We start from the raw sequence: 19538 nt of genomic DNA on the forward strand, positions 1-19538 counted from the left end.
TCGCCCACTGCCCGTGTCGGTGGACCACGGCTATCGTCCGTACGGTGAATTCTCCGGGGCCCCAGCGGCCGGGGGCGACCTCACGCGCAGGGTTCCGGGTGCCATGCTCGCGGAACCGGACGCCGGTCGTCGGGCAAAACCTGGTTGCCCGCGGGCGAGCGCTGGGTGAACCATGAGGCCACATGTACCGGATCTCCGGCGTACGCGAGGCCGGTCCGCTCAGCGCTGGCCTGGAGTTGCTCGAAGCCGCGGCACCGGGCGCGATGAACCGCAACGGTCGCGACTTCCACCACTACTGGTCGCTCGTCCAGAAGAACGCCGAGTCGGTGTGGTGCGCGGAGGACCGCGAGGGTGTGGTGGGGATCTTCCTCGGTACGCCACACCCCAACCGGATGACCTACTACGACGTCGTGGTGAGCCCGCACGTCGATGCGTACCCCGTGGTCGCCGATCTGGTGCACGCGGGTGCGGCGGCGGCTCACGAGCGGGGGCAGGTGCGCCTGATGTCGCACGACCCGTTGGACGGGGCGGAGTTCTACCAGAGCATGGGCCATACGCCGACGATGCGGGTCCAGGTGGGCGGGGACGAGCGCTGGGACCGTCGCCGCGCACTGGTCCGGGCCATGAGCGACTACCGCCTGTTGGACCTGGACGAGGATGCCACGTGGAACTGGGCGGCGGCACACTTCCGGATCGACCAGGTGGACATCGGCCTCAGGGCTCAGCTGTCCGACCCGGCCGCGCAGCAGTATGCGATGCACATGATGCACGCGTGGGCGGATCCGGGCGACCGGCCGACGTACGTGGTGAGCGGCTACCCGCGGTTCGTGCGTACGAACATCGCCGAGCTGCGGCAGGTCGATCCCGGCGTGACCAAGGTGTCCCAGCTCCACGACGACACGACGGAGCTGCGGGCCGGAAAGCCCGGACACGACCTGGTGCGGGCCGCGCGGGCGGAGCCGGTGACGTTCGCGCACAGCATCGTCCCGGTCGACCTCGAGGTGGTGCTGGCCGGTGGAGTGGGGGACGTCGACCTCATCGTCGTCGCCGCGCGGAGGCTGCCGCTCACGTCAGGCCGGAGCTTCGCGGTCGAGTGCCGCAAGGGGCGGGACAGCATCGGCGGCCGCCATCCGGTCACGGCCTACACCACCCGCGACGTCGAGATCCGCGTGGGCACAGCGCTTTTTGACGCGCAGAGCTTGCCGATCGACCTCGCCGCACCGGAGCAGATCGTCTCGGTCTACCTCGAAGGTGGCCGCGCGCTGCTCGGCCTCACCCACCCGCCCTACGCCGACCAGCACCGCCGGCGGGCGAGCCAGGCGACGTTGATCTCACGCGCGGAGCACAAGCTGGCCGAGGCACTCGACGTCTTCGGCGTACCGTTGCCGGCTGGTGGTCGGGCGATGGACCTCGGCGCGGCGCCGGGCGGATGGTCGTACCTGCTGGCCGAGCGCGGTCTCACCGTCTACGCGGTCGATCCGGGCAACCTCCATCCGCAGGTCGCCGCCCATCCGCGGGTCGTCCATCTGCGGGCGCGGGCGGAGACGCTCGACCTCGGCGGCACCCGCGTCGGCGTGCTCGTCAACGACACCAACCTCGATCCGGTCGACTCCGCGCAGCTGATGTGCGCGGTCGCCGAGCAGCTGCGTCCAGGTGGCTACGCGATCATGACGATCAAGCTGCCGTCCACCCGTCCTGGACCCGGTATCGCCAGCGCGCATGCCGCCCTGGCCGAGGCGTACGACGTCCTCGCCACCAGGCATCTCCCCCACAACCGGCAGGAGGTCACCACTCTGCTCCGCCGTTCCCGACAACGAGCGGTCAGGTGATAACACGATGGCTGGCGAGTACTACTACGCCGAACACCAGGCGGCGTACGAACGGCTTGCACGTGAAGGCAAGTCGGAGTGGAACGACCTGTTCAACGACGATGGGTTTCCGCACCGGGCGTTCCTGGAAACTGCCCTCTCCAGGCTCGAGGTCCCTTCCGGCGCCCGCGTACTGGAGTATGGATGCGGCACAGGGCGGGCCGCATCCGTACTTGCTGCTGCGGGGTTCCGGGTTCATGCCGTCGATCTGATTCCGACCGCGATCACCATGGCGCGCCGGTTCGCCGCGGAAAGCGGACTGACAATCGACTTCGAGGTACGCGATGTCTGTCAGACGACCTTCCAGGCCTCCTACGCCCTGGTCGTCGACGGCTTCTGTCTGCAGAGCATCGTCACAACCGGCGATCGTTCGAGGCTCTTCGCAGCCGTACGATCCGCATTGGACCGCAACGGTCATTACCTGATCTCGACGGCGATGTACGACCCCGATCGGGTGTACGAGGACGACTGCTCGTACGACCCGTCGACCGGAATCGTTCTCCACAACGGGATGCCGCATCGCAGGCATCTCCGGCCTGAGGCACTCCGGGCCGAACTCGAACAACACGGCTTCCGAATCCTTTCCCAAGAAGGGAAACTTGGCGGAAACCTGGTCTGCGCTCTATGAGCCGGTCGCCCCGAAGGACCTCGCGCCCGGGCCAGGTCCCGCAAATGACCACGCTGAGTGGGTCTTCAGCACCTGGAACAGGTGCCGACACCTGTCCAGATACCGCAGACCCACTCAGCGTGGTCATTTGCAGCGGGTCGGCGTGAACCTGCTCGCCTGGAAGGTCACGCCCACGAGCATCCCGACGAGCACGCCCCCGCTCCGCACCAGACAGCTATCGGTCGACGACCTCGCTGGCGAGGACCAGCGCCGCCGTCCCTTCCTCCGGATGTGCCGATGGCTATGCGGGGTTGGGCGCGGGTGAAGCGGTCGGCGTCGCGTTGGTCGGCTCGGGTTCGGGGCAGGTCGGCGACGGTGTGGGTGTGCCCGTCGGCGTGGGCGACGGGGACAGCGTCGGCGTCGGCGAGGGCGTCGGCTCGGTCGGCGCCGGGCACGTCGGCGAAGGATCGGTCGGCGTGGGCGACGGGTCCGTCGGCTCCGGAGAGGGCGTCGAGTTTGTCGGTTTCGGGTCCGGATCCTCCGTCGGCTTCGGGTCTTCCGGCGGGTCCGGGTCCTTCGGCGGGTCCGGGTCCTTCGGCGGGTCCGGGTCATCGGGAGGGTCCGGCGGCGGAGTCGGCTTCGGACCGCTCGGCCCAGTGGTGGGGGTATCCGGAGCCGACGGACTCTGCGGCGGCGGCGTACTCGACCCAGGTGGCGGACTGCCCGACGGCGAATCGTTGGGTGGGAGGTCGCGGATGGGACCTGGCATGCCCGGAACGTTCGGCAACGACCCGCGTCGCGGCGGTTCCGGTCCCGAGCCCACCGGGCCGTTCTGCGCCGGCACCGCTCGCCCGCCGTCCCGGTAGGACGCGGCCCAACCCAGGACCGAACGCAGGTACGCCCCGGACGGGTTGTAGCGCAGGATCGCCCGGGAGAGCCCGGAGGGAGTCGACAGGTCGGCCGAGCCGGCACACAGGTAGCGACCCGCGGCCAGGGTCGCGTCGTAGATGTTGTGCGGGTCCCGCACGCCGTCGTCGTTGCCGTCCGTAGCCCACGTGCGCCACGTAGTCGGCAGGAACTGCATCGGGCCGACCGCCCGGTCGTACGCCGAATCCCGGTCCAGCCGGCCGTCGTCGGAGTCGCGGATGACGGCGGTGTTCGCGAGCGATCCGTCCAGCCTGGGGCCGAGGATCTCGCCGTTCGTACGTCCCTTCGCGTCCACCCGCCCGCCGCGGGCGTGGTTGGACTCGACCTTGCCGATGCCGGCGAGGATCCACCACTGCAGATGGCAGCCAGGGTCCGTACGGGCCAGGGTCGTGGCCGCCCGGCGATAGGCGGCGAGCACCGGCGAAGGAATTCCCAGGACCCGCGAACCGGCCCCTGGTGCACCGTCCACCTTGTCGTTGAGCGCGGCCTCGGCAGCCTCTTCCGCCTCTTCCGGCGTGATCGGTGGGGCGGTCGAACCGAACGGGGTCTTCTCGGAGGACTTGTGCGCGCTCGGGCCCGGCGGACCGCCGAGCATCGTGCGGGGCGCCCAGGCGACGGTCCCGGCAAGTCCGACCACCGCGACCACCATGAGGCACATCACTCGCGCGAGTGCGGGAAGGACCCGCGGCCGGCTGTCGTGTCTGCCCATCACTCTCACCCGTACCGGACTCGACGGCATGGTCGCAGGTCGATCACCTGAAATGATCGTCGCCGCGTCACGCTACCGGCGCTGCCTGCGGTGTTCAGGTGATCCGTCCGGGCTCGGTCGGACAGGTCCGGTGCTGGACCGGCCAGCGGGTCAGGCGGCGGCGCGAGCGGCGGCCTGGGCGCGGCGCCAGACTTTGCGGTAGGCCTCGAGCCCGTCGAAGCTGAGCGGGCCGGTGGGTCCCGCGGTGATGGCGACGCGTTCCGGCGCGGTGCCCCAGACCGGCACCTTCGCCTCCGACCACACGTCGAGCGCGTCGCGGTAGCTTCGGGTGAAGGTCCGGGCGGAGCAGATCACGAGGCCGGCGGGCGTGCCGTTGGGCACGATCTCCATCAGGGCCTCGACCCTCGGCATCTCGATACCGCCCACCCTGGTGGGAACGACCACGACGTCAGCGCGGCCGACGGCCTTCGCGGTGAGGCGTTCGTGCGCGGGAGGGGTGTCGACGATGACGACATCGTCGGGTTCAGCTTTGTTGAGCGCCCGGGTGAGCAGCCGATCGGTCGGCGCCTCGACAACGGTGATCCGCTCGAAGCGTTCGTCGCCCGCGTGCTCGATCCATTCCGCCGCGCTGGCCTGCGGATCCGCGTCGACGAGGATGGCGGCGCGGCGGTTGGAGGTCGCGAGCGCCGCGAGGTAGACGGAGGTGGTGGTCTTGCCCACCCCGCCCTTCAGAGCAGCTGTTACGACGATCACCTGGCTGACGGTACCGCGAGAGGGCCCCTTCTCACGAGAGCCCGGCTGAGCTTGGCCAGCACGACTCACCGTACGTACATGCTTGCCTACGTGAGGTATCTGATCCGGGAGACGCACCCGCGGGCCCCACATGGCAGGTGACCAGCGCCGCCCGATCCGGCCACGTCCGGCGGCGCAGTCCGTGTCGACACCGTTGATCTTCGCCGATGCGGTGGCCGGTCACGATCCACAACGGACCCCCTAGGCTCTGTCCGCATGACTGTCCCGCCACCCGGTCACGGCACGCCACCCGGTCACGGCCCGGCTCCTGGTTACGGCCCGGCTCCTGGCCAGGGCGCCGAGCCGTGGGGACCCGGCATGGCGGCGCCGCACCATCGACCGTGGGCCGTAAGCCAGCGCCGCAGGGTGTATCCGCCGGTCATCCTGCTCGTCCTCATGGCCGCGCTGATCCTTCCGCTTCTCGGCCTCACCGTCTTCGGGGCAGGCCCCGTCCCCACCGCGCTGGGCACGTTCTTCGCGTTGCTCCCGGTACTCCCGGTCGTGGGCGTGTTCCTGTGGCTCGACCGGTGGGAACCCGAGCCCGGCCGGCTGCTGCTCACCGCGTTCCTGTGGGGCGCCGGCGTGTCCACGGTGGCCGCGCTGATCAGCAGCTTCGTCCTCGACCTCGCCTGGGTGGCCGTCACCGGAGTCGAAGCGGGTGACGCCCTCGGCGGCATCGTCACCGCGCCCGTCGTGGAGGAGGGCTTCAAGGGGCTCTTCCTGCTGATCCTGGTGCTGGCGAAGCGGAGAGAGTTCGACGGGATCGTGGACGGCATCGTCTACGCGGGACTCGTCGGCGTCGGATTCGCCTTCACCGAGAACATCCTCTATCTCGGTACCGCGTTCTCCGAGGACGGCCTGCAGGGCGGCCTGGTGCTGTTCGGTCTCCGCTGCGTACTCTCGCCGTTCGCCCATCCGATGTTCACCGCCATGACGGGCCTCGCGGTCGGGGCGATGGCGCGGAGTACGAACCCGGCGAGGTTCCTCCTGCCCGTCCTCGGCTACCTCGCGGCGGTCTTCCTGCACGCGCTGTGGAACGGCTCGGCATTCCTCTTCAGCGGGGCGGGTTTCCTCGCGTTCTACGTGGTCGTCATGGTGCCGATCTTCATCGGCCTGGCCATCATCGTGATCTGGCAACGCAAGCGCGAACGCCGGATCGTGGCGACACAGCTTCCAGGCTTCGTCGCGGCCGGGTGGGTCTGGCCCGACGAGGTACGCCTGCTGGCCAGCCTGTCCGGACGGCGTGGCTGGCGTAGGGCGGTCAAGGCGCGATGGGGTGGGGATGCGGCCAACGCGGTCCGCGACTACCAGACGGCGGTGACGGAGCTCGCATTCTTCGCCGACCGGATAGCCCGCGGTGCGGTCGGTCGAGACGGCGCGCAGTGGCACGGCGAACTCGTCACCGCCCTGCTCGCCGCACGGCACAACCTCTCCACCGGCCATCCGCAGGCGCTGGCCACCGCCAGCAGCAGCGTCAGGCCGATCCGCTCGTACGGCTGACGGCCGAACGGTCTACGTCATCCGCCGTACGCCCGGTGCAAGGCTTCCTTGACGGCGGGGATCGAGGCGGGGGTCATGGACAGCTCGTCCACGCCGAGCGCGACCAGGCGACCGGCGGCCGCCGGTTGGCCCGCCAACTCCCCGCACACCGCGAGCTCGCATCCCGCCTGCCGGGCGTCGGCCACCAGCAGCTCGATCACCCGCCACACGGCCGGGTGGTCCTGCCGGTAGAGGTGACCGACCGCGGCGTTGGTCCGGTCCGCCGCCAGGAGGTACTGCGCAAGATCGTTGCTCCCCACACTCACGAAGTCGACCTCCGCGCACATCTCAGCCGCCGCGAGCGCGGCCGCCGGCACCTCGACCATGACACCCACCCGGGCAGGACGGGAGTACGCACGGCCTTCGGCAGCCAGCGCGTCGCCCGCGTCGTCGACCAGCTGCCGGAACGCCCGCGCCTCCTCCGGCACCGTCACCATCGGCGCCATCACCGAGAGCTCGCCGGTCCCTTCGTAGGCCGCGCGGAGAATGGCCCGCACCTGCGTACGCAGGATCTCCGGGTGGCGAAGGCCATGGCGGAGCCCGCGCTCGCCGAGCGGTCCGTGGCGGATCGGGTCGAGAGCGAGGGCGGGCAGGAGCTTGTCGCCGCCGACGTCGAGGGTGCGTACGACGACCGGTAGGTCACCCAGTGCCCGCAGGATCTCGGTGATCTCGGCCACCTGCGCGTCCTCGTCGGGCAACCTGGGCCTGTCGACATACATGAGTTCGGTCCGGAGCAGGCCCACGCCGTCGGCACCCTCCGCCACGGCGGCGCGTGCCTCGGCGGCGCTGGCGATGTTGGCGCTGACGCGTACCCGCCGGCCGGCGTACCAGATGGACGTACGCACCGACATCGCGCGCGCGTCGTCGCGTGCGTCGCTGCGTTGGCGGGCCTGTACGAGCGATGCCTCCCGCGCTGCCGGTGAGGGGTTGACGTGCACGCTCCCGGCCTGGGCGTCCAGGATCAGGGTGGTGCCGTCGGCGAGTTCGAGGATCGGTGGGCCGAGCCCGACCACCAGTGGAAGCTCGAGGCCACGGGCGATGATGCTGGCGTGGGCGGTCATGCCGCCCCCGGCGAGAGCGATTCCCGCGACACGGGCATCGGCCAGCGTCGGGACGTCGGACGGCAGTAGGTCGGCGGAGACGAGCACCGCGCCCGCTATGTCGTCCGGTGCGACGTGGGGCAGGTCGACGCCCAGTGCGGCGAGGACGGCGCGGCCGATGTCGTCGACGTCGGCCGCGCGCTCGGCGACGTACGACGTGCCGCCGGCCAGCAACTCCCCCGCCTCCTGGACGCTCTGCCACCAGGCGTGCTCGGCCGGTGTTCCGGCGTCGACCCGATCCAGTGCCGTTGCCCGCAGCGTGGGGTCGGCCAGCATCGCCCGGTGAGCGGCGGCGATGTCGGCAGCCGGTCCACTGCCGACAGTGCGGGCACGGGTGGCGAGGTCGGCGTCGGCTCGGTCGAGTGCTGCTTCGAGACGGGCACGCTCGCGGCGGGGGTCGGGCAGCCTGGTGTCGTCGGGCTCCGGAAGTACCGGTTCGCCGCGATGAAGGTGCCGCACCGGTCCGACGGCGGTTCCAGGCGATGCCGGGACCCCGCGAAGGACGCCGGCAACGGAGCTGCGGACCGCGGGCTCGCCGCGTCCCGCTCCTGGCGGGACCGGTGGTGCAGACGTCGCCTCGGCCTGCTGAGCGGCCGGCGGCGCCTCCGCCGGCTGAGCGGTCGGCGTCGAGGCGGCCTGCTGAGCGGCCGATGGTGACGACGTCTCGAGTTCGCCGAAACCGTCGGCGACCATCTCGAGGATGGCTTCGATCGCGGCCTGCGCCCTCGGCCCGGTGGCGACGAGCCCGATCTCGTCACCGATCCGCAGACCCTGGGCGACGACGCCGAGGACGCTGCGGGCATCGACGCCGGGCTGGCCGATCCGTCCGACCGTGACCGTCGCCGACTCCGCATACCTGCTGGCGAGCCGTGCCAGGTCTGCCGCCGGCCGGGCGTGAAGGCCCGCGGGATTGCGCAGGACGGCGGTCGCCGTGACCTGAGCCGTCTCCTCGTACGGACCGGATGGCTCTTCCTCCCCGGGCCCCTGGATGCCGGCTGCCTGCGTACCGGCCCCCTGCGTACCGCCCGCCTGCGTACCGGCCCCCTGCGTACCGGCCGCATGCGTACCGGCGGCCGTTGCGGCCTCGACCACCTGGTCGAGCGTGCCACCGCCAGCGGCCGTCGTCGCGGCCGCGAGAGCACCTTCGACCAGGGGCGCGTCGACGACCCGCACCAGGTCCGCCTGCGATGGGTCGAGCGTGTCCCGCACCATGTCGGCAGTCATCTGGGCGCTGCCGAGGTCGTAGAGCACGACCACGCCGCTGACGCCGGCCGCGTCTGCCAGGACGTCGCTGACGGCCGCCTCCACCTTGGCGAAGCTCGTGCCGACCCCACCCTCGTCCGTACCTCCCGCGGCGCCGATCGGGACCTCGGGCGCCATCTGCGCGGCGAGGGTACGTACGCCCACAGCCAGCTCGGCCACGTGCGCGACGAGAACGAGTCCGACGGTCATGGCAGTGGAGCGCGGCGATCCACCGGGCACCTCTAGGCCTGGCCCGCGGGCTCTGCCGGTCCCCTACCGCCCGTCCCACGGGCGGCGACGTCGGCCATCGCCCGGAACAGCATCGCGGTCGACGTCGCGCCCGGATCCTGGTGTCCCGCACTGCGTTCGCCGAGGTAACTGGCGCGGCCCTTGCGGGCCACCAACGGAATGGTGGCCCGCATCCCCTCCTCAGCGGCGTCGGCTGCGGCGGCCAGCGCCCCGGCGAGCGGTGTTCCCGCCGACACCGCCTGCTCGGCCGCCCGCGCCGCCGGCTCCCAGGCGTCGACCATCGTCTTGTCGCCGGCCACCGCCTTGCCTCGGGCGACCACCCCGCCGAGGCCGGCCTCGATCGCCGCCACGACATCGGGAGCGTCGAGTGCGGGCTTGCCACGGAGCGCACCGGAGGCCCGGAGGAACGCGGTGCCGTAGAGCGGCCCGGCCGCCCCGCCCACCTTGGACACCAGCGCCGTGGCGACCCTGCGCAGCACCTCGGCCGGCGCGACCTCGTCCGGCGCGTCGGCGAGTTCCGCCATCGCCGCCTTCATCCCACGGTCGAGGTTCTCGCCGTGGTCGGCGTCCCCGATGGCGGCGTCGAGATCGATGAGGTACGCCCGGTTGGCCGCGATCACCTCGGCGTACGCGGTCACGAAGGTCACGAGGTGCTGCGTCGTCACGGCCACGTCCTCATCCTCTCGCCGCGTACCCGTCCCGCGTTCAGACGCCCCACCGCAACGCCGGCGTGTGGACGGGCGCGTCCCAGAGCTCGACCATCTCCTCGTCGAGCTTCAGCAACGTGATCGACATGCCCTGCATCTCCAGGGAGGTGATGTAGTTGCCGACCAGCCGGCGTTCGACCCTGATCCCCTGCGCGGCCAGGAGCTTCTCCGCGTGACCGTAGGCGAGGTAGAGCTCCATCAACGGCGTACCGCCCATGCCGTTCACGAAGAGCAACACCCCGTCGCCGGAACCGAACGGCAGGTCTGCCACGACCGGCGAGAGGAGACGGTCGACGATGGCGTCGGCGGGCTCCAGCGGCAGCCGCTCACGGCCGGGCTCGCCGTGGATGCCGATCCCGATCTCCATCTCCTGCTCGCCCAGCTCGAACGTCGGCTTGCCGGCATGCGGAACGGTGCACGACGTGAGGGCCATGCCCATGCTGCGAACGTGGGCGTTGACCCGCCGGCAGAGCGCGGCGACGGACGTCAGGTCGTCACCGCGTTCGGCGGCGGCTCCGACGATCCTCTCGGCGAGCACCGTACCGCCGACGCCACGGCGTCCCGCCGTGTAGAGGCTGTCCTTGACGGCGACGTCGTCGTCGATCACGACCGCCTCGACGGTGATGTCCTCGGCCGCGGCCAACTCTGCGGCGGTCTCGAAGTTCAGGACGTCGCCGGTGTAGTTCTTCACGATGTGGAGTACGCCCGCACCGCCGTCCACCGCCCGGGTGGCCGCGAGGATCGGATCCGGTGTCGGCGAGGTGAAGACCGGGCCCGGGCAGGCCGCGTCGAGCATGCCCCGCCCGACGAACCCGCCGTGCAGGGGTTCGTGCCCGCTGCCGCCGCCGGACACGACACCGACCTTGCCCGGTCTCGGCGCGTCCGTTCGTACGACGAATGTCGGATCGAACTCCACCCGGAGCAGGTCGGCATGGGCGGCGGCCAGACCGGCCAGGGACTCCTCGACGACGGTCGACGGATCGTTGATGATCTTCTTCATCCTCACTCCATCCCGCGGCACGACGGCGTACCCGATCATCGCATCGACGTTTTGCTCAGCGCCGCCATGCCACACGGGCGCCTCACCAGATCGTGGGGAACTGGTGGAATTGTCATTGTTTCGAAAATGGGCGCCCAGCGTCTCCAATCGGCCACCCAGCGCTGCCTACTACACTGCCGAGGCGTGATCTTCAAGCGAGTCGGCGACGGTCGCCCCTACCCCGATCACGGAGCGACCCAACGCGACTGGGCTCAGCTCCCACCCCGCCCGATCAGGCTCGACCAGCTGGTCACGACCAAACGCACCCTTGATCTCGACACATTGTTGGCAGAAGATTCCACCTATTACGGCGATCTCTTCGCGCACGTGGTCGAATACCGCCAAGAGCTTTATCTTGAAGACGGACTGCACCGGGCGCTCCGCGCGGCTCTGCACCAGCGGATGGTGCTCCACGCCCGCGTGCTCCGACTCGAAGGCTGAGCACGCTGCACGGGGAAAGGTCCGAGATGACGCCCTACGACACGATGGAGATCCGGCGCAGGCGCCGTCGACGGATTCGTGGACCCTTCACCCTGCTCGTCCTCCTGGGCCTGTTGTCCAGCGCCGCGTGGTACGGCTGGGACTCCGTACTCAACGTCGCACCCGCGCCCAGTCCCACCCAGGTCTGCTCGACACCGAAGCCCGAGGAGAAGCAGCGGATCAGCGCGCAGACCGTCACGTTGAACGTCTACAACGCCGGCAAGATCAGCGGCCTGGCCGATCGCACGGCCGACCTGCTCCGCCAGCGCGGATTCACGATCGCGAAGGTGGGCAACTCTCCGTACGACGCCAAGGTCAAGACCGTCGAGGTCCGTGGTCGGCACAAGGACGCGCCCGAGGTTCTGCTGGTCGGCGAGCAGCTCTCCGGCGAGACCCGGCGTGGCGATGAGCGCACCGACACCTCGGTCGACGTGATCCTCGGGAGCGAGTACGCCGGGCTGGTCTCCAAGGCCCCGAAGGCCATGGAGGTCGACACCCGGGTGCCCGTCTGCGTGACGATGACGCCCACGCCGATGGCCCTGGGGGGCTAGGCCTGGGCTAGGCCTGCCCGCGGCTCCGGCCGAGCCAGTCTGCGAGCCGGCCCCCGCGACTGACCGCCCGGAGCCGTCGTTCGGTCGCCTCGCGCAACCGGCGTGGCGTGACAACCAGAACGTCGTCAGCCTCGCGCAGCACGGTCGTCTGCGTGGGCACCATGCTGCGTCCCTCGCGGACGATGAGGGCGACCGAGGCGCCCCGGGGCAGGCGGATCTCGCCGACCTCGACTCCGGCGAGGCGCGACGCGGGGAAGATCCGGACCTGCAGCAGGTCGGCCTCGACGCGTTCCAGCGGCGCCGCCTCGATGTCGAGGTCGCGTACCTCGTCCTCACCGTGGATCCGGAGCAGCCTCGCCACGACCGGCAGTGTCGGCGCCTGCACGAGCGTGAAGGCGACCACGAGGACGAAGACCATGTCGAAAAGCCTGTCCGCGCCCTCCAGGCCGGCCGCCATCGGGATGGTCGCGAGAACGATGGGGACGGCGCCGCGCAGGCCTGCCCACGACAGGAACAGGTGTTCGGTGGCAGGAATCCGGAACGGCAGCAGTGACAGCACGACCGACACCGGCCGGGCGAGGAACGTGAGCACCACGCCGGCGACCAGCCCGGCGACGACCTCGGAGAGTCCGAGCCGCGACGGCCAGGCCAGCAGACCCAGCATCACGAACAGTCCGACCTGCGCCAGCCAGGCAAGTCCTTCGATGAACGAACGCACGGCCGGTCGGTGCGGCAGCTCGGAGTTGCCGAGGATCAGCGACGCGACGTACACGGCCGCGAATCCGCTGCCGTGCACGGCCGAGGCGCTGGCGTACGCCAAGACGGCGAAGGACACGATGGCGAGTGGATACAGCCCGGACGCCCCCAGCGCGACCCGGCGCAGGATCCACGCGCCACCAAACCCCACCAGGCATCCAAGTGCGGCACCCAGGAGCAACTCGCCGAGGATCGTGAGCGAGACCAGACCCGGGTTCTGACTGCCGAGCGACGCCGAGCTGAGGGTCGTCACGATGAGAACCGTGGGTGCGTCGTTCAGGCCGGACTCGGCTTCCAGGATGCCGGCGAGCCGGCGTGGCAGCGGCACCCGCCGCAGGACCGAGAAGACGGCGGCCGCGTCGGTCGGCGACGTGATGGCCCCCAGCAGGAACGCCAACTGCCAGTCGAGCCCGAGCAGCACATGGACGGCGACTGCGACGACACCGACGCTCAGGCCGACGCCGACTGTCGCCAGGACGACACCCGGAATCATCGCTGGCCGGACATCGGACCAGCGCGTAGTGAGTCCACCTTCGGTGAGGATGATCACCAGTGCCGCGAATCCGAGGGCGTGCGCGAGCTGGGCGTCGTCGAAGTGGATGCCGAGCCCGGACTCGCCGAGCGCGACGCCCATCGCGAGGTAGATCAACAGGCTGGGAAGGCCGAACCGTACGGCGAACCGCACGGCCAGGACACCCAGGAGCAGTACGACAGTGCCGTACAACAGGAACTGGTCCAGCTCGGCGACTGTCACCTTGTGCCTATCCCCCCACCCACCACCTTGCCATCCCCCGACGGATGGCCGCCGGATACGACGAGGGCCCGGACATGACCAGGTGATCGTGTCCAGGGCCCCATCAGGCGGTGGCGGCGGGACTTGAGCCCTCGGAGGGTTGCCCCTCACACGCTTTCGAGGTCTGCGAGCCCACGCCCGGACCGTCCACAGCTGACGACCCCAACCTGTCCGGCTAAGCCTAACGGGTGCCTACGTGTCGCAGTCAGGCGTGGTTGGACAGGCTGACGACCCGTGTCGCTGTTGGCGCCCTGCCCAGACCGGGAGGTGGACGAGCGTCCGGCCGACCGGACAGTGCTTTCAAGGCTGTGTGGATCAGGTGGGAGCTGTGGCTGGCGTTCCCTCAGTCGAACGTGTCGCGATCGCCACCACCTTTTCTGCGTTCGGCGATGTGCTGCTGGCGCAGGACACGCACCGCTTCCAACTCGGCTGCCTTCGCCGCGTCCTCGGCCGCGGCAAGCTCTGCCAGCACCAGGTCGGCCGGGCGACGGATCACTGTGCCACCCACCTTGGCCATCTCGGAGTCGATGATCTCGGGGTCGAACTCGGTGATGTCGGCCAGGACGACCGCCTTACCGATGCGGGACGAGACACTCAGCGCGGCGAGCCCACCCAGCTCGCCCGTTCTCTCGGCCATTCGTAGATCCACGGCGGCGGCGATCACGGCCGCTCCACGCCACCCCAGCAACATTCCCAGCGGTCCGCCGAGAATGTCCATCAGCATGCCGATGAGGCTCCCACCGCCGGTCGCGACGCCAGCGACCATGTGGGGGTCAGCGGGCATCTGCAGTCTGTCGTCCGGGGCGCGTTCGATCACGATCCCGCCCCTCAGCTCGATCTGCCCAGCAGCATCACACTCCCGGAGCAGGCTGAGTGCTTGGCCGGCGGCGTCGGCGTCGGCGCAGCGGACCGTGATAACAAGGTCAGTGCCGCGTTCCACGCTTCCCCCGCTCCACCGTCCCCGCCGGGAGCAGCCGGCCGACGCTGTTACGCCTCCTGGATGCCGTCCCCCATGCAGGGCCTGACGAAACCGAGTGTGTCGCCTGTGCGGACCTGCGTAGCGCGCGAGACCGCCGACGACGGCCAGGCGGCCGATCTGGTCCTCGGGGTGGACGGGCGTCCAGCAGCGCGGCACAGGTGATCAGCACTGAGGCCAGGACGAGTACGGTCATGACAATTTCGATGAGGATGTCGGTGAGCATGATCAGCTCCCGGGTGTGGTTTGTTCAGCGCCGCTGCGGGCGCGCAGGCTGGTCAGCGTGACGACCGCCAGGATCAGCACGATGACGGCGAGGGAGAGCGGGGTGGGGATCTGGGGCACGGCGGGCCAGATCCCGTGAGCCCAGTGCAGGACCAGCTTGACGCCGATGAACGCGAGAATGATCCCCAGCCCGTAGTTGAGGTGGGTGAGTTTGCCCAGTGCGGTGTGCAGCACGAAGTACAGGGCGCGCAGGCCGAGCAGGGCGAATGCGTTGGTGGTGAACACCAGGTACGGGTCTTGGGTGATGCCGTAGACGGCTGGGACAGAGTCGACGGCGAAGACCACGTCGGTGGCGAACACAGCGACGACCACGACCGTCAACGGGGTCAGGGCACGCCGACCATCCTCGCGGACCGTCAGCCGGGTGCCGCGGTAGCCGTCGGTGACCGGCATCAACCGCCGGAGGAGTCGCACCGAGCGCATCTGTGACACGTCACGGTCGAAGTTCGACCCGGCTGCGGCATCGTGCAGGATCTTGACGGCGGTGACGAACAGGATCGCCCCAAACACCAGGAATGCCCAGGTGCCGGCTTGCAGCAGCGCGGCACCGGCCGCGATGAAGATGCCACGCAGCACCAGTGCGCCGACGATGCCGAAGAGCAGCACGCGCTGCTGCAGTTCGGCCGGTACCGCGAAGCCGGCCAGCAAGAGCATGAACACGAAAAGGTTGTCCACCGACAGGGACTTCTCCACCACGAAGCCCGTGACGAACTCCAGCGCCTGAGCACCGCCGAATACCGCCCAGAGTGCCACGCCGAACACCAGCGGCAGGGAGAGATAGAACACCGACCAGCCGACGGCCTCGCGCAGCGACACCTCGTGCGGGCGGCGGGTCACCAGGAAGTCAGCGGCGACCAAGATGAGGAGTACGGCAATGCTGGCCGCCCACAACAAGGGCGTACCAATCGACTCCGACGAGGCAGCTTGAGCAAGCACAGGAGTCCCCTCGAACGGTTGCGTTCGAGGTCTCCTTCACCCGCTGAGGGCGTCATCACCCCGAGGACACCAGCAAGTGTCCGTCCTGACCGAGGCGGACCTTAGGAAGTACTCCCCTCATTGCCCAAGGTGCCCGCGGCCATGAACCGCAGGGGAGGGGCCAAGGTCCTGACCCGGCCCAGTCCTCTTTCCCTGGTGCCAGGGTGCGGCGGCGAGCGTGATCATGCGCCTCGTAACGAAAGCAAGACTCGTTCTCTGCCTCTTTCCGTTGCACACTGGCCGGGCCAGATCCGCGCCAAAACCCGAGCAAGGACACCAACCTGTGCCGAGCCCTGCCCTGTCCGCGGTGCAGACGCTGTTGTCGGAGGCGTTCCACACGACCGTGACCATTGCCCGCTCCGAGCAGTTGGCGCCCTGGTCGGTCGCGCGTTGCCACCTCGCCGAGCCGCCTTCGCAGTTGTCTACCTCAGCCCTCCTACCTGGATCGGTGATCGTGAAGTGGCTGCGGGAGGATCCCAGCGAGTTCCGTACCGACCCGGCGCAGGTGTGCACTGAACGCGCGGCACTGGGGTTCCTCGCCGAACTCGGCGTCGATCTGGTGCCACGGCTGGTGGCATCCGACCTGACGACGGGCGTCCTGGTGCTCGAGGACCTGTTCCCGCGTGTTCCGCTCGCCGATCAGATTCGCCGGTACGGCGCGGCCGGCGCGAAGACCGGCCTGGTGTCCTTCGCGCGGACCATGGGCCAGCTGCACGCGGCTACCGCAGGACACGCGGAGATCTATTACGCCAGACGTCGCACGTACGGGCCGGTCGATCCGCAGGTCGAACGGCTGCGCTTCATGGGCCAGCGATGGACGCAGACCCGCCGACGGATCGAGGGGCTTGGCGTCACGATGCCGCACCGGGCGGAGCAGGAGCTGGCGAGCGTCCATGCCGTACTCGCCGAGCCGGGGCCGTTCCTTGCCTTCTCCAACGGTGACGCGGGTTCCAACAACTTCCTGGTCGACGGGGACGACGGGCGTCTCACCGACTTCGAGTTCGCCGGCTTCCGGCACGCTCTCACCGACGCCGCCAGTCTGGCGGTGCCAGGACCGATGTGGATCACGGTCGGTGACCCGGCAGCCACCGGGCTCGAGGACGAGTACCGCGCCGCGCTTGCCAGTGGCGTTCCGGAAGCGGCCGACGACAGCGCGTTCGGGTTCGGCATGGCGGCCTCCTGCCACCTGATGGCGCTCGAGCGGCTCGGCGGGTTCGACCGCATCGACGCCCGCCCCCCGGGGGACAGCAGCCGCGTCCAGAGGGTCTTCACACTCGAGTTGGCAGCGAGCACGGCCGAGCGTCACCGCTGCCTTCCGCACCTCACCGGATGGGTTCGCGAGGTAGCGCGACACTTGCGCAAGCGATGGCCGGATGCCGACGTGGATCTCGCCAACTATCCGGCGTACGCCCCGCGCACCTGAGCCCAGGAGGCCGCGGGCGCTACCGCCTGGCGACAGTGCGATGGGGATCTTCCCGGATCCACTCACTCCGCCGCTCGACCGGCGTACCGGTGGTCGGAACCCCAGGCCGAGGGTCAACTGCGACCGAAACTGAGATCAGACGGCGAAATGCCCGGCACCTCCGTAGAGGCTGCCGGGCATTTCGCTTGCTCATCGGCGCGGTGGCGGCGGGATTTGAACCCGCGGAGGGTTGCCCCTCACACGCTTTCGAGGCGTGCTCCATAGGCCGCTCGGACACGCCACCGCGGGTAGGTTATCGGACCGTGCCGTGTCGCCGCCTGCCGCGTTCCGTACCAGCCTGCGCCAGCGCCGGCACCCGGGCGAGGCGGCCTCGGACGGACCCTCACGCGACGCCGGGTTGGATGAGGGCGCTCCTCATCAGTACGCCGTTCTCCTGGACGCGTATCGCGCGGTCCCATGGGATCAGCGAGGGCGACGCTGGGCGGTGAAGAAGTCACGCAGCAGGCCTGCGCACTCGTCGGCGAGGACCCCACTCACGACGTCGGGCCGGTGGTTGAGTCGCCGGTCGCGTACGACGTCCCAGAGCGAACTGACCGCTCCGGCCTTCTCGTCGTACGCGCCGAACACCAGCCTGTCCACCCGGGCGAGAACCACCGCGCCCGCACACATCGTGCACGGCTCGAGCGTGACGACCAACGTGCAGCCGTCGAGCCGCCACCCACCCCGCGCCGCCGCCGCCTGCCGGATCGCGAGGACCTCGGCATGGGCAGTCGGGTCGGCGGTGGCCTCCCGCGCGTTGTGGCCACGGCCGAGGACCTGCCCATCGGCATCGACGACCACGCAGCCGACGGGGACGTCACCAGCCGACTCCGCCAGTCGCGCCTCGCCGAGGGCGACGCGCATCGCGTCGTCCCACGCCTCCGGCCGACTGGCCGAGCTGTGTGTCAGCGGACTGTCTCGAGGACGTCGACGAACCCGATCCGCTCGGCGATCTCGGCCACGGCGTCGGCAGGCGTCGTGCTGGTCGCGCCGGCCAGCCGGTTGAGTGTCTCGGCGGAGGCGCCCAGATCGTCGAGGAGTCCCGCCTCACCCAGCGGCTCCGCGGGCAGCGCCACGCCCCTGCCGCTCACCGGCACCTCGTCGTCGTCGAGATAGTCGGCCGCGATCTCACTCACGAGTGTCCCGCCGACGGGCGTACGGCCGGCCTCGGCGCCGTCGGACACGAACACTCGCGGATCTTCGTCGGGTTCGACACGTACGACGCCGAACCACTCCTCTTCCTCCACCAGGACGACCACGATCCCGTCGTCGGCATCGACCTCGGCCGCCGCTTCGGCCACACCGTCGACGCCTTCGGCGTCGTCGAGGTCGATCTCCGTCGCCAACCAGTCGCCACCTCTACGGGCGAACGCCGCCGCGAAGTAGGACACCGCGCACCATTCCTTCGTCACAGATCTCGTGGGCCAGAACCCTCGGCCAGAGCACTCTTCGGGGTCAGAACTCTTCGGGCTCAGAACTCTCTTGGGTCAGAACATCGTCGAGTCGGGATTTGTTGCGTCGTACCCCAGGGGTAGCCGTCACACGCCTAACTGATCGCCGTGTCCAGCACCTGGTGGAACGCCACGCCGCAGCCGAGCCGCTCGGCGATCTTGGCGAGCATCTCGTCGGGGTACAGGTCGAAGTCGTCGCACAGAGCGCCCATCTCCATGGCGGCCATGCCGAGGTCGGCGACGATGGTCAGGTCGCCGGCCGGCTGGGCACGGTCGTCGTCGTCATCGGGCACCGGAAGCGCGAGTTCGTCGAGGACGGCCCGGGCGAGCGGCCACTCGGTGGCGGCGGTGACATCCGAGAGGAGGTACCTCACATCCACCCCATCGACGCGTACCAGGACGAAGAAGTCGTCATCGACCGAGACCAGCCCGAGGCATCCCCGGTCGCCCGGATGCTGGCGCAGGGTGCGTACCAGGGTGTCGAGGTCACGCGCTGCCCATGTGGCGAGCGACGTTGCCCGCCAGCAGCCCTCCTCGAGGTAGACCACAACAGCGAAGTCGACCGTTGTGCTGCTCTCCTCGGCCATAAGGGAGATCGTGGCAGACCCAGCGGAGAATGCACCGCATTTTTCTCCAGGATTTTCCGCCCAATTGCCGCGGTTCGGCGGCAGACCGCTCAGGAGGTGCGGTACGTGGAGCGCCGGAGGGCGTCGCGGAGCCGGGCGAGCCGGGTGCGCCTGGGCCGGATCCGGGCCCGCAGTTCCCTGGCCTCGGCCAGGTCACGGAGGAACGCGGCGCGCCGCCGGAGGCGTTCGCTCTGGTTGTCCGGCTGGGACGGTTCGCGGGTGGATGATCGCTCGCCCCGTGGTGTCCCACGTCGCTGGGTCTTCGCCATGAGGTCGACTCCCGGTGCCGGAATGGATCGCCTGCCAACCCCCCGGTTCTGAACACCCCCGTCGAACGCGCTGGTCGAACGCCGTCGAACGCGCTTCCAGATCGCGCTGACGCTACTGCCAGATCGCGCTGACCC

General features: G+C 69.9%; 18 protein-coding genes and 1 tRNA gene. 6 read left to right on the forward strand and 13 right to left on the reverse strand.

Translation table 11 applies throughout. From position 1 onward, the window contains the following. Positions 1–182: 182 nt before the first annotated feature. Both ABNF93_RS02120 and ABNF93_RS02125 read left to right on the forward strand, forming a co-directional pair. Complete coding sequence (locus ABNF93_RS02120) at positions 183–1829, forward strand: SAM-dependent methyltransferase (RefSeq protein ID WP_349325769.1); 1647 nt, start codon at positions 183–185, stop codon at positions 1827–1829. Between the two features lie 7 nt (positions 1830–1836). Then, on the forward strand, positions 1837–2496 hold the full coding sequence (locus ABNF93_RS02125) for a class I SAM-dependent methyltransferase (RefSeq protein WP_349325770.1): 660 nt from the start codon (positions 1837–1839) through the stop codon (positions 2494–2496). 280 nt (positions 2497–2776) lie between these two features. Here the strand turns inward: ABNF93_RS02125 and ABNF93_RS02130 are convergent, their stop codons facing one another. Both ABNF93_RS02130 and ABNF93_RS02135 read right to left on the reverse strand, forming a co-directional pair. Further along, a complete protein-coding gene (locus ABNF93_RS02130; protein ID WP_349325771.1) occupies positions 2777–4111 on the reverse strand; it encodes a lytic transglycosylase domain-containing protein in 1335 nt (444 codons plus the stop codon). Positions 4112–4261: 150 nt separating this feature from the next. After that, positions 4262–4864 (reverse strand): AAA family ATPase, encoded by a 603-nt coding sequence (locus tag ABNF93_RS02135; protein WP_349325772.1) that lies wholly within the window; start codon positions 4862–4864, stop codon positions 4262–4264. 255 nt (positions 4865–5119) lie between these two features. Between ABNF93_RS02135 and ABNF93_RS02140 the strand changes: the two genes are divergently transcribed. Continuing rightward, positions 5120–6403 carry a PrsW family intramembrane metalloprotease gene (locus ABNF93_RS02140; protein WP_349325773.1) on the forward strand — a complete coding sequence of 428 codons (1284 nt, stop codon included), beginning with the start codon at positions 5120–5122 and terminating at the stop codon, positions 6401–6403. Positions 6404–6420: 17 nt separating this feature from the next. Here the strand turns inward: ABNF93_RS02140 and ptsP are convergent, their stop codons facing one another. Genes ptsP through dhaK form a run of 3 tightly spaced genes read right to left on the reverse strand, consistent with a single transcriptional unit; the run spans position 6421 to position 10740 of the window. Further along, complete coding sequence (ptsP, locus tag ABNF93_RS02145) at positions 6421–8994, reverse strand: phosphoenolpyruvate--protein phosphotransferase (protein WP_349325774.1); 2574 nt, start codon at positions 8992–8994, stop codon at positions 6421–6423. 32 nt (positions 8995–9026) lie between these two features. Continuing rightward, positions 9027–9704 carry a dihydroxyacetone kinase subunit DhaL gene (gene dhaL, locus ABNF93_RS02150; protein ID WP_349325775.1) on the reverse strand — a complete coding sequence of 226 codons (678 nt, stop codon included), beginning with the start codon at positions 9702–9704 and terminating at the stop codon, positions 9027–9029. 34 nt (positions 9705–9738) lie between these two features. Next, positions 9739–10740, reverse strand: coding sequence for a dihydroxyacetone kinase subunit DhaK (gene dhaK / locus ABNF93_RS02155; protein ID WP_349325776.1), 1002 nt, complete (start codon positions 10738–10740; stop codon positions 9739–9741). Between the two features lie 183 nt (positions 10741–10923). On the opposite strand from dhaK, the gene ABNF93_RS02160 reads away from it, so the two are divergent. Continuing rightward, positions 10924–11220 (forward strand): type II toxin-antitoxin system VapB family antitoxin, encoded by a 297-nt coding sequence (locus ABNF93_RS02160; RefSeq protein ID WP_349325777.1) that lies wholly within the window; start codon positions 10924–10926, stop codon positions 11218–11220. A 26-nt stretch (positions 11221–11246) separates the two neighbouring features. Beyond that, the gene (locus tag ABNF93_RS02165; protein WP_349325778.1) at positions 11247–11810 is read left to right on the forward strand and encodes a LytR C-terminal domain-containing protein; all 564 of its coding nucleotides are present in this window, start codon (positions 11247–11249) and stop codon (positions 11808–11810) included. 7 nt (positions 11811–11817) lie between these two features. On the opposite strand, the gene ABNF93_RS02170 is transcribed toward ABNF93_RS02165, so the two are convergent. The 3 genes from ABNF93_RS02170 to ABNF93_RS02180 form a co-directional block, all read right to left on the reverse strand. Then, on the reverse strand, positions 11818–13320 hold the full coding sequence (locus tag ABNF93_RS02170; protein ID WP_349325779.1) for a potassium/proton antiporter: 1503 nt from the start codon (positions 13318–13320) through the stop codon (positions 11818–11820). Positions 13321–13702: 382 nt separating this feature from the next. Then, the gene (locus ABNF93_RS02175; protein WP_349325780.1) at positions 13703–14299 is read right to left on the reverse strand and encodes a hypothetical protein; all 597 of its coding nucleotides are present in this window, start codon (positions 14297–14299) and stop codon (positions 13703–13705) included. Between the two features lie 264 nt (positions 14300–14563). Beyond that, entirely contained in the window at positions 14564–15556 is a 993-nt protein-coding gene (locus ABNF93_RS02180) for a TerC/Alx family metal homeostasis membrane protein (protein WP_349325781.1), read from the reverse strand. A 322-nt stretch (positions 15557–15878) separates the two neighbouring features. Here ABNF93_RS02180 and ABNF93_RS02185 point away from each other — a divergent pair, with 322 nt between their 5' ends. Then, positions 15879–17018 carry an aminoglycoside phosphotransferase family protein gene (locus tag ABNF93_RS02185; protein WP_349325782.1) on the forward strand — a complete coding sequence of 380 codons (1140 nt, stop codon included), beginning with the start codon at positions 15879–15881 and terminating at the stop codon, positions 17016–17018. A 198-nt stretch (positions 17019–17216) separates the two neighbouring features. Here ABNF93_RS02185 and ABNF93_RS02190 read toward each other — a convergent pair. The 5 genes from ABNF93_RS02190 to ABNF93_RS02210 form a co-directional block, all read right to left on the reverse strand. Next, positions 17217–17301 (reverse strand) — tRNA-Ser (locus ABNF93_RS02190). A gap of 179 nt (positions 17302–17480) precedes the next feature. Next, positions 17481–17921, reverse strand: a complete 441-nt coding sequence (gene tadA, locus ABNF93_RS02195) for a tRNA adenosine(34) deaminase TadA (protein ID WP_502877518.1) — start codon at positions 17919–17921, stop codon at positions 17481–17483. A 41-nt stretch (positions 17922–17962) separates the two neighbouring features. Then, complete coding sequence (locus tag ABNF93_RS02200) at positions 17963–18448, reverse strand: tRNA adenosine deaminase-associated protein (RefSeq protein ID WP_349325783.1); 486 nt, start codon at positions 18446–18448, stop codon at positions 17963–17965. A gap of 155 nt (positions 18449–18603) precedes the next feature. After that, complete coding sequence (locus ABNF93_RS02205; protein ID WP_349325784.1) at positions 18604–19095, reverse strand: tRNA adenosine deaminase-associated protein; 492 nt, start codon at positions 19093–19095, stop codon at positions 18604–18606. A gap of 89 nt (positions 19096–19184) precedes the next feature. Further along, on the reverse strand, positions 19185–19403 hold the full coding sequence (locus ABNF93_RS02210; protein WP_349325785.1) for a hypothetical protein: 219 nt from the start codon (positions 19401–19403) through the stop codon (positions 19185–19187). Between the last annotated feature and the right edge of the window lie 135 nt (positions 19404–19538).

The sequence above is a fragment of the Actinopolymorpha sp. B9G3 genome (assembly GCF_040120725.1).
Taxonomy (GTDB): Bacteria; Actinomycetota; Actinomycetes; order Propionibacteriales; family Actinopolymorphaceae; genus Thermasporomyces.